The organism is Streptomyces sp. V4I2, from assembly GCF_030817655.1.
In the GTDB taxonomy this organism is placed as follows: Bacteria; Actinomycetota; Actinomycetes; order Streptomycetales; family Streptomycetaceae; genus Streptomyces; species Streptomyces plumbiresistens.
In genome coordinates this window covers 904138-917277 of record NZ_JAUSZM010000003.1, presented here as the reverse complement: position 1 = coordinate 917277, position 13140 = coordinate 904138, and the positions used below count along the sequence as shown (strand labels likewise).

Below are 13140 nucleotides of genomic sequence, written 5' to 3'. Positions count from 1 at the left end.
TCAGTCTCCTCTCACGGCGAGACGTTCGATCGCCGCCATGGGTACAGGGAGCCAGTCCGGTCGGTGCCTGGCCTCGTAAAGGACTTCGTACACAGCTCGGTCGGTCTCGTAGGCCCGCAGCAGGCCGTGCTTCTTGCGCGGGTCCCAGCCGGCGCGGGACGCGTAGCCCGCGCAGAAGGCCTCCCGGCAGCGCCGCGCCCACTCGGGACGCCAGGGGCGGCGCTGCCGGGCGGCGTAGTCGAAGGAGCGCAGCATGCCGGCGATGTCCCGCACCGGGGAGTGGGCGCTGCGCCGCTCGTTGAGCGGACGGGACGGTTCGCCCTCGAAGTCGATGACGAACCACTCCCGGCCCGCCCACAACACCTGCCCCAGATGCAGGTCGCCGTGGATGCGCTGGGCCGGTGGCCCGGCGTCGCAGGTGGCCAGCGCGCCGAAGGCGGCCCGCAGACCGGGCACGAAGGGCTTGAGCGCCGGCACGCAGTGTGCCGCGGAGTCCAGCCGCTCGGTCATCGCCTCCGCCGTGCGACCGCTCTCGCCGTGCGTACCGGCCGGGAAGGCCGCGGCCAGCGCGAGGTGCACCTCCGCCGTGGCCTGCCCCAGCTCGTGCGCCTGCGCGGTGAAGTCGTCACCGGTGGAGAGCGCGCGCAGCGCCAGCGTCCAGCCGTCCGAAGCGTCGCGCAGATACGGCTGGAGCACGCCCAGCGTCGCCTCCTGCGGCTGCGTCGTCCGGAACCAGGCCACCGGCGCGGGCACCCGGCGGCAGCCCTGTCCGGCCAGCGCGCCCGGCACCTCCAGGTCGGGGTTGACACCGGGCTGGATGCGCCGGAACAGCTTCAGGATGAACTCGTCGCCGTACACCAGCGAGGAGTTGGACTGCTCGGCGTCCAGCAGCCGCGGCGGCAGCCCGGCGGGCACCGACACGGACGGGTCGCACTCGAACCGCAGGGGACCGGCCGAGCCCGGATGCCGCAGCCGCTCCAGGAGCAGCTGCGCCGACCGGGGGTCGTGCAGCGCGTCGTACACCGTCATGCCCGCGAACGGGCCCTGTTCCGCACGGCCGACGAGCGCCCGTCCCAGGCGCGGCGACAGATGCTGCCGTACGCCGAGCAGCAGTTGGTAGCAGTCACCTGCCGGTGTGCCGCCGCCGGGGACCGGCACGGGCGCGTGGTCGGTCTGCACCAGCAGGTGCAGACAGCCCGGGAACAGCTCCGTCATCGACAGCAGGGTGAGGTCCGTGACGGGCCGGTCCTTGCCCGCGAACCAGCGCTGCCTGGGCAGCCAGTCGCGCAACAGGCCGCCGAGCGAGACCATCGGGTCGGCGACGACCGTACGTCTGGGGCGGAGGAATGCGGTCTTCGGCATGGTGACGCGTCCTTTCGTCGGCACGCTCAAAGTCGTCGACCGATGCGGGATGCCACTCGGGAGAGCCGGAACCAGTAGAAGCCGTGGCCGCCCAGGGTCAGCAGATACGGCAGTTCACCGATGGCCGGGAACCGGACCCCGCCGAACAACTCGACCGGGTGCCGCCCTGCGAACTCCCGCAGATCCAGCTCCGTCGGTTGCGCGAACCGGGCGAAGTTGTTCACGCACAGCACGAGGTCATCCTCGTACTCCCGCAGGAACGCCAGCACCGCCGGGTTGGAGGACTGCAGCTCGGTGAAGGAGCCGAGGCCGAAGGCGTGGTTCTGCTTGCGGATCTCGATCATGCGGCGGGTCCAGTGCAGCAGCGAGGAGGGCGACGCCATGGACGCCTCGACGTTGGTGACCTGGTGGCCGTAGACCGGGTCCATGATGGTCGGCAGGAACAGGCGACCGGGATCAGCCGTGGAGAAGCCGGCGTTGCGGTCCGGCGTCCACTGCATGGGCGTGCGTACGGCGTCGCGGTCGCCGAGCCAGATGTTGTCGCCCATGCCGATCTCGTCGCCGTAGTAGAGGATCGGCGAGCCCGGGAGGGACAGCAGCAGGGCCGTGAACAGCTCGATCGTGTCGCGGTCGTTGTCGAGAAGGGGCGCGAGCCGCCGCCGGATACCGATGTTGGCGCGCATGCGGGGGTCCTTGGCGTATTCCGCCCACATGTAGTCGCGTTCGTCGTCGGTGACCATTTCGAGGGTGAGCTCGTCGTGGTTGCGCAGGAAGATGCCCCACTGGCAATTCGAGGGAATTGCCGGTGTCTTGGCGAGGATTTCCGAGACGGGATATCTGGATTCCCTGCGCACGGCCATGAAGATGCGCGGCATGACCGGGAAGTGGAAGGCCATGTGGCATTCGTCGCCGCCGGCCCGGTAGTCGCCGAAGTAGTCGACGACGTCCTCGGGCCACTGGTTGGCCTCCGCGAGCAGCACCGTGTCCGGATACATCGCGTCGATCTCGCGGCGCACCCGCCGCAGGAACTCGTGCGTGGCGGGCAGGTTCTCGCAGTTGGTGCCCTCCTGCGCGTACAGGTAGGGCACGGCGTCGAGCCGGAAACCGTCGATGCCCAGATCCAGCCAGAAGCGGAGGGCGGCCAGGATCTCCTCCTGGACGGCCGGGTTCTCGTAGTTGAGGTCCGGCTGGTGGGAGAAGAACCGGTGGAAGAAGTACTGCTCCCGGACCGGGTCAAAGGTCCAGTTGGATGCCTCGGTGTCGACGAAGATGATCCGGGCGTCCTGGTACTGCTTGTCGTCGTCGGCCCACATGTAGTAGTCGCCGTACGGCCCGTCCGGGTCCTTGCGCGACTCCTGGAACCACGGGTGCTGGTCGCTGGTGTGGTTCATGACGAAGTCGATGATCACGCGCATGCCGCGCTGGTGGGCGGCGTCGACGAACTCCACGAAGTCGGCGAGGTCGCCGAACTCGGGCAGCACGGCGGTGTAGTCCGAGACGTCGTAACCGCCGTCCCGCAGCGGCGACTGGAAGAAGGGCGGCAGCCAGAGGCAGTCGACGCCCAGCCACTGCAGGTAGTCGAGCTTGGCGGTCAGTCCCTTGAGGTCGCCCACCCCGTCGCCGTTGCTGTCCTGGAAGGAACGGACGAGGACCTCGTAGAAGACGGCGCGCTTGAACCACTCGGGATCCCGGTCCTTGACGGGGGTGTCCTCGAAGGTGTCCTGGACGGGCTCGTTGACGGTCATGATGCGGGGGACTCTCCGATCTGCGGCGCGGCGGAAAACCGTTGGACGTGGAACACGTGCGCGGGCGCCCGACCGGGCTCCAGCCGCACGTAGTTGTTCCGGCCCCAGCGGTAGGTCTCGCCCGCCAGTTCGTCATGGACGGACGGGGACTCGTGCCACTCCAGGCCGAGTTGCGGCATGTCCAACGAGACCGTGGCCTCCTGGGCTCGGTGCGGGTCGAGGTTGACCACCACCAGAACCGTGTCCGAACCCGTGCGCTTGCTGTACGCGATCAGCGCGTCGTTGTCGGTCGGGTGGAAGCGGATGTTCCTGAGCCGTCGCAGGGCCGGATGGGCGCGCCGGATCGTGTTGAGCCGGGTGATCAGGGGGGTCAGGGAGCGGCCCTCGCGGTCGGCCGCCTCCCAGTCGCGAGGTTTGATCTGGTACTTCTCCGAGTCGAGGTACTCCTCGCTGCCGTCCCGCAGCGGGGTGTTCTCGCACAGTTCGTACCCGCTGTAGATGCCCCAGGCCGGCGACAGCGTCGCGGCGAGCACCGCGCGCACCTCGAACGCGGGCCGGCCGCCGCGCTGGAGGTACTCGTGCAGGATGTCCGGGGTGTTGGTGAAGAAGTTGGGCCGCATGTAGGCGGCCGCCTCGCCGGACAGCTCGGTCAGGTACTCGGTCAGCTCCTGCTTGCCGGTGCGCCAGGTGAAGTACGTGTACGACTGCTGGAAACCGGTCTGCGCCAGCGTGTGCATCATCGCCGGCCGGGTGAACGCCTCGGCCAGGAAGATCACGTCCGCGTCGGTGCGGTTGATGTCCGCGATAACCCGCTCCCAGAACACCACCGGCTTGGTGTGCGGGTTGTCCACGCGGAAGATCCGCACCCCGTGGTCCATCCAGTACCGCAGCACCCGCAGGGTCTCGCCGATCAGACCGTCCAGGTCGGCGTCGAAGGCGATCGGGTAGATGTCCTGGTACTTCTTCGGCGGGTTCTCCGCGTACGCGATCGTGCCGTCCGGGCGGTGGTGGAACCACTCCGGATGCTTCTGCACCCACGGATGATCGGGCGAGCACTGCAACGCGAAGTCCAGGGCGATCTCCATGCCCAGGGCCTGAGCCTGGCCTACGAACCAGTCGAAGTCCTCGATCGTCCCCAGGTCGGGGTGCACCGCGTCATGGCCGCCCTCGGGGGAGCCGATCGCCCAGGGCACCCCGACGTCCTCCGGTCCGGGTGAGAGCGTGTTGTTGCGGCCCTTGCGGAAGGTGTGGCCGATCGGGTGGATCGGCGGCAGATACACCACGTCGAAGCCCATCGCGGCGATCGCCGGCAGCCGGCGGGCCGCGGTGCGGAACGTGCCGTGCGGCCGCTGCGGTGTGCCCTCCGAGCGGGGGAAGAACTCGTACCAGGAGCCGTACAGGGCCCTCTCCCGCTCCACCAGCAGCGGCAGCGTCTCCGACGCCGTCACCAGCTCCCGCAGCGGATAGTGGGTGAGGACCGCGTCCACCTCCGGCGTCAACGCGGCGGCGAGACGTGTGGCGACCGGCAGGATGTCGTTGCGCAAGGTCTCCACGGCCGCCAGCACCGCCGTACGCTCCGGGCCCTGCGGGACTCCGGCCGCCGCCCGTTCGTACAGGTCGGCGCCCTCCTCCAGGACCAGCCCGGTGTCGATGCCGGCCGGGACCTTTATGCCGGCCGTGCGGCGCCAGGTGGCCAGCGGGTCGCTCCACGCCTCGACGCGGTACGTCCAGCGGCCCTCGACGTCGGGGGTGACCTCGGCGCCCCAGCGGTCGGTGCCGGGGGCCAGTTCCCGCATCGGCGTCCATGGGCCGTGTCGGCCCTCCGGATCCGTCAGGACGACGTTGCAGGCGACCGCGTCGTGGCCCTCGCGGAACACGGTCGCGGTGACCTCGAACGTCTCGCCCACGACGGCCTTCGCCGGACGCCTGCCGCACTCCACGGCGGGCCTGACGTCCCGCACCGGAATGCGGCCGATGACCTGGTTCGAACTCATGGGATGCACCTCCGCCGTGCTCGAGGCCGGGCTCGTGGCCCGGTCGGGGATCCAAGCTGCGCCGGAAGGTGTCTACCTCCCCGCGGGGGAACGCCGGCCCGTGGCCGGCGGGGCCCGTCTGTCCCGGACGCGGGTCCCGGGCCGCTCGCTCTCCTCCCGGAGATAGGCGGTCAGAGTGGTCCGCAGATAGCGCTCGGCGGCGTCCGCGGCCTCACGCGCGCAGCGCTTCCCCATCAGCACGCAGAGGGTGTAGCCCGAGTTCTCGAAAGTGGCCCGAACCCTGCGGTCGGTGGGGGCCGCCAGCATCATGCGTTCCCACGCCCGGTACCGCCGCAGTTGGCGGGCCACTTCGGCTTTGGCCGGCAGCAGCATGGTGCCGTTCACCTTCCAGGGGCTCGATGGCGCGTCTCCCGACCGTCGGGCGGTGGCCATGCGCGGGCGCGCACGGATCCGTTACGGGCATCGAGGTCTTCACACATGGTGCACGCGTCACGACTCAGCGTCTTGTTGGAGCTTCAACCACCTCGTGAGGCCCATCCACCTCGGTCACCTCGCCGCCTCTCTCGTGTTGCACGAATGGCGTAGGCCATCCACCCTTGAGGTGACTCAGAAGCGATCAGTGCTCACGCTTCGTGTTCGGGGCCCAGTCCCCGCAGGGGGTGAGGGGAAGCGAGAGCTTCGCCGGTGAGGAGCGAACGACGATGAAGACCGCATCGCCCTGCTACTACCACCTCGACGTGGAGGTCAGCCCGGAACGGGTCCGACAGGTCAGGCGCATCCTGGCCGCTCACCTCCGGTACTGGGACCTGGACATCCTGGTCGAGCCCGTCTGTCGAGGCACCGAGATGCTGCTGAAGGCCATCGACGAGCACGCCACGGACAAGAACACGTCGATCGAGATGTGGTGGAACGGCCAGCACCTCATCACCGCCATCGGTGAGAACGACTGCGAACTGCGCCCGGACCAGGACCTGCGCGGCTGTCTGGAGCACATCGCCGCGATGAGCGACGGCTGGGGCTGCTGCGCCACCGACACCGGCAGCAAGGTCATCTGGTTCTCGCAGCGCGCCCGCGCCGGCGAGCGTGTCCCGCTCGTTCCCACGACGCCGTGGCCCAGCCTGCCCGAGGTGCTCCAGGTGCCCCGCGAGGTCCCCGTCGCGGCCCTGGCCGGGCCCGCGAGCACACCGGACGGCGTTCTGGAGGACGCGCGGTGACCGCGCGCCGACCGCAGCGGAAAGGGGTGCCCGTGTGGAGCGGGCGCCCCTACCCGCTGGGCGCCACCCATGACGGGAACGGCACCAACTTCGCCCTGTTCAGCGAGGTCGCCGAACGCGTCGACCTGGTTCTCGTAGACGACCGCGGCGCGCACCGCGCCGTCCAAATGAACGAGGTCGACGGCTTCGTGTGGCACTGCTACCTGCCCGGCATCCGGCCCGGGCAGCGTTACGGCTTCCGGGTGCACGGCCCCTGGCAGCCGGCCCTCGGCCACCGGTGCAATCCGGCCAAGCTCCTGCTGGACCCGTACGCCAGAGCGGTGGACGGGCAGGTCGACAACCACGCCTCGCTCTTCGAGCGCGCGGCGGACGGCCCGACCCCCGCCGACAGCGCCGGGCACACCATGCTCGGCGTGGTCACCGACCCGGCCTTCGACTGGGGCGACGACCGGCCGCTCGGGCGGTCGTACGCCGACAGCGTGATCTACGAGGCGCACGTACGGGGCCTCAGCCGGACCCACCCCGACGTCCCGCCCGACCTGCGCGGCACCTACGCGGGTCTCGCGCACCCGGCGGTCGTCGAGCACCTGACCTCGCTCGGCGTCACGGCCGTCGAGCTGATGCCGGTGCACCAGTTCGTGCAGGACGGTGTGCTCACGGACCGCGGCCTGTCCAACTACTGGGGCTACAACACCATCGGCTTCTTCGCGCCCCACAACGCCTACGCCGCCCACGGCACCCGCGGCCAGCAGGTCACCGAGTTCAAGTCGATGGTGAAGGCGCTGCACGCGGCCGGCCTCGAAGTGATCCTGGACGTCGTCTACAACCACACCGCCGAGGGCAACGAGAAGGGCCCGACCCTGTCCTTCCGCGGCATCGACAACGCGTCGTACTACCGCCTCGTGGACGGCGACTGGGGCCACTACTACGACACCACCGGCACCGGCAACAGCCTGCTGATGCGCCACCCCTACGTCCTTCAGCTGATCATGGACTCGCTGCGGTACTGGGTCACCGAGATGCATGTCGACGGCTTCCGCTTCGACCTCGCGGCCACGCTGGCCCGGCAGTTCCACGAGGTGGACCGGCTGTCGGCGTTCTTCGACCTGATCCAGCAGGACCCGGTGATCAGCCGGGTCAAGCTGATCGCCGAGCCGTGGGACGTGGGCGAGGGCGGCTACCAGGTGGGCAACTTTCCGCCCCTGTGGTCGGAGTGGAACGGCAAGTACCGGGACTGCGTACGGGACTTCTGGCGCGGCCAGCCGCACACGCTCGGCGAGTTCGCCTCCCGGCTGACCGGCTCCGCCGACCTGTACCAGCACAGCCGGCGCCGCCCGCGCGCCAGCGTCAACTTCGTCACCGCGCACGACGGGTTCACCCTGCGCGACCTCGTCTCCTACAACGACAAGCACAACCAGGCCAACGGCGAGGACAACCAGGACGGCGAGAGCACCAACCGCTCCTGGAACTGCGGCGCCGAGGGCGCGACCGCCGACCCGGCCGTCCTGGACCTGCGCGCCCGTCAGCAGCGCAACTTCCTGGCCACCCTGCTGCTCTCGCAGGGCATCCCGATGCTCTGCCACGGCGACGAGCTGGGCCGTACCCAGGGCGGCAACAACAACGCCTACTGCCAGGACAACGAAGTCTCCTGGCTCGACTGGCGGCTGACCGAGGACCAGCAGGCCCTGGCCGACTTCACCCGCTACGTCATCGGGCTGCGCGCGGCCCACCCCGTGCTGCGCCGGCGCCGCTTCTTCCGCGGCGAGACCGTGACGCACGCGGGCCAGCCGCTGCCCGACCTGGTGTGGCTGCTGCCGGACGCACGCGAGATGGCCGACGAGGACTGGGACCGCTCCGACGCCCACTCCGTCGGCGTCTTCCTCAACGGCGACGCCATCGCCGAACCCGATCCGTGCGGCGAGCCCGTGGTGGACGACTCCTTCCTGCTCCTGCTCAACGGTTACTGGGAGCCGGTGGACTTCCTCCTGCCGGACGTCACCTACGGCGAACGCTGGACGACGCTGATCGACACCGCCGAGCCGCAGGGCGCCGACGAGGCCGAGCACAAGGCGGGCACGGAGATGACGGTCGAGGCACGCAGTCTCGTCCTGCTGTCGAGGCCCTCGCGCAAGGCCAAGTGACGCTCCGCGCGCGCAATCATCGCGGCCCCGGGCCATGTGCCCGGGGCCGCGTTCTGCTGTCCGTCAGCGTTCGCGTCGCGAGGTCACCGTGAACTGCGCGCCGTCGGGGTCGCGCAGGACGGCCTCCTCGCTGCCCTTGGACAGGACGCTGCCGCCGTGCACCTCCGCGGCCCGCACACAGGCCGCCACGTCCGAGACCGCGAAGTGGACCTGCCAGTGCGGCCGGATCGCGGGATCGGGAGCGGACCCCAGCGCACCCGACTCGATGCGCGCCACCACATCGCCCCGGCTGCGCAGGACGACCTCGCCGCCCTCGTAGTGCACCTCGCAGCAGCCGGGACGGTCCGACGCCCAGTCGAGGACCTCGCCGTAGAAGATCGCGGCGTCGAAGGCATCACGCGTGTGGAGCTTGATGAAGGCCGGCTGGGCCTCGCGCCAGCTCTCCCAGTTCGCGACGAGCTCGCCCTCCCAGATTCCGAAGGTCGCGCCGTCCCGGTCGGCGAGCAGCGCTGCCCGCCCGGGCGGGAAGGACAGCGGCCCCACCGCCGCCGTACCACCGCGCTCCTGGGCCCGTGCCGCCGCCTCGTCCGCGCTGGGCACGGCGAAGTACGGCGTCCAGGCCACCGCCATCTGCCACATGGAGGCCACCGCGGCGATCCCGGCCACCGGTGTGCCGTCCGCCAGCGCGACCCGGAAGCGGTCGCCGAGCTTCGCCGGCTGCCACTCCCAGCCCAGCACGGCTCCGTAGAACTCCTCCGTGGTCTGCTGGTCGCGGCTGGTCAGGCTCACCCAGCAGGGCGCGCCGAACACCGAGTGCGTGGACAGGACCTTCTTGGTGGCGCTGGGTCGTTTCAGGTCGTGGTTCATGGCGTTCCTGTCCTGCTCTCGTCGGCCGGGGGCCACAGGTTTCCTCCCAGTGTCCGACCGGAACCGCTCGGGGCGCCTGCCGAGTACCCCGGAGGCGGCACCGAAACGGTGGCCTGTCCGCGTCCCGTCCGGTGGCGCGGGGCCGGACGAGTGACAGGATGGAAGCGTGTCAGCAGTACCGGGCGAACCCGCCGACGAGTCGGACCGCATCTTCGAGCTGCAGGCAGAGATCGACCAGCTCAAGGAGGCGGTGGCCTCGCATGCCGTCGTCGACCAGGCGATCGGCATGGTCGTCGCGCTCGGCAGGGTCACACCCGACCAGGGGTGGGAAGTGCTGAAGGACGTCTCCCAGCACACCAACATCAAGCTGCGCAACGTCGCCGAACTGATCCTCCTGTGGGGGCGGGCCGGGCAGATGCCCCCGGAAATCCGCGCCGAGCTGGAAGAGGCCCTCGACCGCTACGGCCCCACGCAGATTCCCGGGGTGCCGCCGGAGTGACGGCGCGGCTCACTCGGCCTCGGTTCACTTGGCCTCGGTGAGGATCTCCTCGCGCAGCCGGTCGAAGCAGCTGCTGAGCAGCCGGGAGACGTGCATCTGGGAAATGCCGAGCTGCTCGGCGATGTGGCTCTGGGTCATGCCCCGGAAGAACCGCAGATAGAGAATGGTCCGCTCGCGCTCGGGGAGCGCCTCCAGGCAGGGCCTGACGGCCACCCGGTCGACGACGATGTCGAACGCCGGGTCCGGGCCGCCGATCGCGTCACCCAGGGCGTACCCCTCGGTGCCGGGCATCTCGGCCTCCAGCGACAGCGCGGTGAAGCACTCCAGGGCCTCCGTCCCGGTGCGCGCCTCGTCCTCGGTCATGCGCGCGAACTCGGCGACCTCGGCGAGGGTCGGCGCCCGGCCCGGAGTCGTCTGGGACAGCTCCTTCGTGGCCTGACGCACCCGGTTGCGCAGGTCCTGGACACGGCGCGGCACGTGCAGCGTCCACATGTGGTCCCTGAAGTGCCGCTTGATCTCGCCGGTGACGGTCGGCACTGCGTACGCCTCGAAGGCGCAGCCCCGCGCGGGGTCGTAGTGATCGACGGCCTTGACGAGGCCGAGGGCGGCGACCTGGTACAGGTCCTCCAGGGACTCGCCGCGCCCCCGGAAGCGGACGGCGATCCGCTCGGCCATCGGCAGCCAGGTCTCGACCAGCTCGTCGCGGAGCGCCTTGCGTGCCGGGCCGGCGGGCAGGCGCGCCAGCCGGGCGAAGTCGGCGGCGGTGTCGGGGGCGTCGTCGTGCGGGTGCGGCTTCGTTCTGCCAGTGACAGGCATGGTGCGCGCCTCCCTCAGCAGGGTGCTGGTGGGGACAGAAACCGTGGGGGCGCGGGCTCGGACCGGGCGGAGGCACCGGGGTCGCACGGCCCGGCTCCCACAGACGTGCCTCCTGTCCGAAGCACTGAATTGCGCATTCCCGGGACGGCCGGCGTCGAAACAATCCCGTGAGTACTTCTGCTGAATATGACGAGGGCGTGCGAACACGTGATTCTGGAAGGTTGAAAAGGCACCGGAATTACTGCCGACGGGGCACGTTCCGAAATCTTTGGAATTCACTGAGTGATATTCGCGCCCGGGGCGCTCGCCCGAACCCGTAGCTCTTGACCGGCCCTTGGGTCAGTTACCTCTGCTACAGAGGTAACCTCCTCGGTGTGGAACCGGAGACCTTTCCCGAGGAACTGGCCGACGCGCTCGTCGGTGTCCAGCGGCTGATCCGGCGCCGGCTGCGGCGGGACATGCCCGATCCCCGGCTGCGCGGCGCCGAGGTGGAGCTGCTGCGCCTCGTCGTGGACCGGCCCGGCATCGGGATCTCGGACGCCGCCAAGGAGCTGTATCTGGCAGGCAACTCGGTCTCGACGCTGGTCAACCAGCTGTCCCGGCAGGGCTATCTGGTACGCGAGACGGACCCGGCCGACCGGCGGGCCGCGCGACTGCTGCCCACCCCGGCGGCCGAAGCCCGGCTCAGCGAGTGGCGCAGACGCCGCGCCGACCTCGTACGACGCCAGCTGGCCCGGCTCGACGCCGCCGACCAGGAAGCGCTGCACGCGGCGATCCCTGCCCTGCGCGAGCTCGCCGTCAATCTGCACGAGGAGGCCGAGGAGTCATGACGCGGGACGATCCAGGGGCCGTCGCCTGCACGGGGCTCACCTACTCCTTCGGTGAGACCAACGCGGTGGACGCGCTCGACCTGTCGGTGGCGCGGGGCGAGGTCTTCGGGCTGCTCGGACCCAACGGCGCCGGAAAGACCACCGCCATCCGCTGCATCACCACCCTGCTGCCCGTCCCCGCCGGGATGGTCCATGTCTTCGGCCGCGACGCCGCCGAGGAGGCCATGGCCGTACGACGCCTGCTGGGCTACGTGCCGCAGCAGCTGTCCGCCGACGCGGGCCTGACCGGCCGGGAGAACATCGCCCTGTTCGCCCGGGTCTTCGACGTGCCCCGCCGCGAGCGCGCCGAGCGCGTCGCACAGGCCCTGGCCGCCGTCGACCTCACCGAGGCCGCCGACCGGCTCGCCGGCACCTACTCCGGCGGCATGATCCGCCGCCTCGAACTCGCCCAGGCCCTGGTCAGTGCACCCCGGCTGCTGATCCTCGACGAACCGACCATCGGGCTCGACCCGATCGCCCGCACCGACGTGTGGGAGCACATCAACGCCGTGCGCGCCGCCACCGGCATGACGGTCCTGGTGACCACGCACTACATGGACGAGGCCGACCAGTACTGCGACCGGGTCGGCCTGATGCACCGCGGCCGCATCCGGGCTCTCGGAACCCCCGTCGAACTGCGGCGGGGACTCGGTGAGCGCCGGGGCGCCAAGGCAACGGACCCGCTGCCCACCCTCGAGGACGTCTTCCGTGACGTGGCAGGCAGCGGTCTCGACGACCAGTCAGGAGAGTTCCGCGATGTCCGAAGCACCCGCCGCACCGCAAGGCGCGTCGGCTGACCGCGCCCGCGAGAGCGGCATCGGCCTGCTGCTGCGCCCGCCCGAGCCCCGCGCGGGCTGGCGGCTGCTGCCCACCCGGGTCGTGGCGATGTGCACCGTCGAACTGCAGAAACTGCGCCACGACCGCACCGAGCTGTACACCCGCGCGGTCCAGCCCGCCCTGTGGCTGCTGATCTTCGGCCAGACCTTCACCCGCATCAAGGCGATCCCCACCCCCGGCGTCCCCTACATCGACTACCTCGCGCCCGGCATCATCGCCCAGTCAGCGATGTTCATCGCCATCTTCTACGGCATCCAGATCATCTGGGAGCGGGACGCCGGCATCCTGAACAAGCTCCTCGTCACACCGACCCCGCGCTCGGCGCTGATCACCGGCAAGGCCTTCGCGGCCGGTGTGAAGTCGCTGATCCAGGCCGCCGTCGTCATCGTCATCGCCGCCCTGCTCGGCGTGGCGCTCACCTGGAACCCGCTCAAGCTGCTCGGCGTCGCGGCGGTGGTGATCCTCGGTTCCGTCTTCTTCTCCTGCCTGTCGATGACCATCGCCGGCATCGTCCTGAGCCGCGACCGGCTGATGGGCATCGGCCAGGCGATCACCATGCCGCTCTTCTTCGGCTCGAACGCCCTCTACCCGGTGTCCCTCATGCCCGGCTGGCTCCAGGCGATCAGCACGGTCAACCCTCTGAGCCACCAGGTGGACGCCCTGCGCGGCCTCCTCATCGGTACGCCCGCCCACCTGACACTCGACTTCGCGGTGCTGATCGTCGCTGCCGCGCTCGGCATCACCGCGGCCTCCTCGCTGCTGGGCCGGCTGGCCCGTTGACCACCCGTCCGGAAAG

General features: G+C 70.2%; 12 protein-coding genes. 6 read left to right on the top strand and 6 right to left on the bottom strand.

The features are described from left to right. From QFZ76_RS05140 to QFZ76_RS05125, 4 genes are all read right to left on the bottom strand, one after another. Window positions 1-1362, bottom strand: a complete 1362-nt coding sequence (locus QFZ76_RS05140; protein ID WP_307672561.1) for a phosphotransferase — start codon at window positions 1360-1362, stop codon at window positions 1-3. A gap of 26 nt (window positions 1363-1388) precedes the next feature. Continuing rightward, on the bottom strand, window positions 1389-3107 hold the full coding sequence (gene treS, locus QFZ76_RS05135) for a maltose alpha-D-glucosyltransferase (RefSeq protein WP_307672560.1): 1719 nt from the start codon (window positions 3105-3107) through the stop codon (window positions 1389-1391). Continuing rightward, window positions 3104-5101 (bottom strand): alpha-1,4-glucan--maltose-1-phosphate maltosyltransferase, encoded by a 1998-nt coding sequence (locus QFZ76_RS05130; protein ID WP_307672559.1) that lies wholly within the window; start codon window positions 5099-5101, stop codon window positions 3104-3106. The genes treS and QFZ76_RS05130 overlap by 4 nt, the downstream gene beginning before the upstream one ends. A 72-nt stretch (window positions 5102-5173) precedes the next feature. Then, window positions 5174-5473: a DUF5133 domain-containing protein gene (locus QFZ76_RS05125; protein ID WP_307672558.1), complete on the bottom strand. Its 300-nt coding sequence runs from the start codon at window positions 5471-5473 to the stop codon at window positions 5174-5176. A gap of 329 nt (window positions 5474-5802) precedes the next feature. Between QFZ76_RS05125 and QFZ76_RS05120 the strand changes: the two genes are divergently transcribed. Together QFZ76_RS05120 and glgX are read left to right on the top strand one after the other, a co-directional pair. After that, complete coding sequence (locus QFZ76_RS05120; RefSeq protein WP_307672557.1) at window positions 5803-6315, top strand: pep a2; 513 nt, start codon at window positions 5803-5805, stop codon at window positions 6313-6315. A gap of 26 nt (window positions 6316-6341) precedes the next feature. Beyond that, entirely contained in the window at window positions 6342-8456 is a 2115-nt protein-coding gene (gene glgX / locus QFZ76_RS05115) for a glycogen debranching protein GlgX (RefSeq protein WP_373464500.1), read from the top strand. 63 nt (window positions 8457-8519) lie between these two features. Here the strand turns inward: glgX and QFZ76_RS05110 are convergent, their stop codons facing one another. Then, complete coding sequence (locus tag QFZ76_RS05110; protein WP_307672555.1) at window positions 8520-9323, bottom strand: VOC family protein; 804 nt, start codon at window positions 9321-9323, stop codon at window positions 8520-8522. A 166-nt stretch (window positions 9324-9489) separates the two neighbouring features. On the opposite strand from QFZ76_RS05110, the gene QFZ76_RS05105 reads away from it, so the two are divergent. Beyond that, window positions 9490-9822, top strand: coding sequence for an ANTAR domain-containing protein (locus QFZ76_RS05105; protein WP_307672554.1), 333 nt, complete (start codon window positions 9490-9492; stop codon window positions 9820-9822). A gap of 24 nt (window positions 9823-9846) precedes the next feature. Here the strand turns inward: QFZ76_RS05105 and QFZ76_RS05100 are convergent, their stop codons facing one another. Next, window positions 9847-10638 (bottom strand): RNA polymerase sigma factor SigF, encoded by a 792-nt coding sequence (locus tag QFZ76_RS05100; RefSeq protein WP_307672553.1) that lies wholly within the window; start codon window positions 10636-10638, stop codon window positions 9847-9849. Between the two features lie 374 nt (window positions 10639-11012). Here QFZ76_RS05100 and QFZ76_RS05095 point away from each other — a divergent pair, with 374 nt between their 5' ends. Genes QFZ76_RS05095 through QFZ76_RS05085 form a run of 3 tightly spaced genes read left to right on the top strand, consistent with a single transcriptional unit; the run spans window position 11013 to window position 13124 of the window. Beyond that, window positions 11013-11468 (top strand): MarR family winged helix-turn-helix transcriptional regulator, encoded by a 456-nt coding sequence (locus tag QFZ76_RS05095; protein ID WP_307672552.1) that lies wholly within the window; start codon window positions 11013-11015, stop codon window positions 11466-11468. Continuing rightward, window positions 11465-12304 carry an ABC transporter ATP-binding protein gene (locus QFZ76_RS05090; RefSeq protein WP_307672551.1) on the top strand — a complete coding sequence of 280 codons (840 nt, stop codon included), beginning with the start codon at window positions 11465-11467 and terminating at the stop codon, window positions 12302-12304. The genes QFZ76_RS05095 and QFZ76_RS05090 overlap by 4 nt, the downstream gene beginning before the upstream one ends. Next, the gene (locus tag QFZ76_RS05085) at window positions 12264-13124 is read left to right on the top strand and encodes an ABC transporter permease (protein WP_307672550.1); all 861 of its coding nucleotides are present in this window, start codon (window positions 12264-12266) and stop codon (window positions 13122-13124) included. The genes QFZ76_RS05090 and QFZ76_RS05085 overlap by 41 nt, the downstream gene beginning before the upstream one ends. The last annotated feature ends 16 nt before the right edge of the window (window positions 13125-13140 follow it).

Excerpts from the sequence above, each read along its gene's own strand:
- QFZ76_RS05140 (WP_307672561.1), bottom strand. The coding sequence starts at position 1,362 with ATGCCGAAGACCGCATTCCTCCGCCCCAGACGTACGGTCGTCGCCGAC.
- treS (WP_307672560.1), bottom strand. The coding sequence starts at position 3,107 with ATGACCGTCAACGAGCCCGTCCAGGACACCTTCGAGGACACCCCCGTC.
- QFZ76_RS05130 (WP_307672559.1), bottom strand. The coding sequence starts at position 5,101 with ATGAGTTCGAACCAGGTCATCGGCCGCATTCCGGTGCGGGACGTCAGG.
- QFZ76_RS05125 (WP_307672558.1), bottom strand. The coding sequence starts at position 5,473 with ATGCTGCTGCCGGCCAAAGCCGAAGTGGCCCGCCAACTGCGGCGGTAC.
- QFZ76_RS05120 (WP_307672557.1), top strand. The coding sequence starts at position 5,803 with ATGAAGACCGCATCGCCCTGCTACTACCACCTCGACGTGGAGGTCAGC.
- QFZ76_RS05110 (WP_307672555.1), bottom strand. The coding sequence starts at position 9,323 with ATGAACCACGACCTGAAACGACCCAGCGCCACCAAGAAGGTCCTGTCC.
- QFZ76_RS05100 (WP_307672553.1), bottom strand. The coding sequence starts at position 10,638 with ATGCCTGTCACTGGCAGAACGAAGCCGCACCCGCACGACGACGCCCCC.
- QFZ76_RS05090 (WP_307672551.1), top strand. The coding sequence starts at position 11,465 with ATGACGCGGGACGATCCAGGGGCCGTCGCCTGCACGGGGCTCACCTAC.
- QFZ76_RS05085 (WP_307672550.1), top strand. The coding sequence starts at position 12,264 with ATGTCCGAAGCACCCGCCGCACCGCAAGGCGCGTCGGCTGACCGCGCC.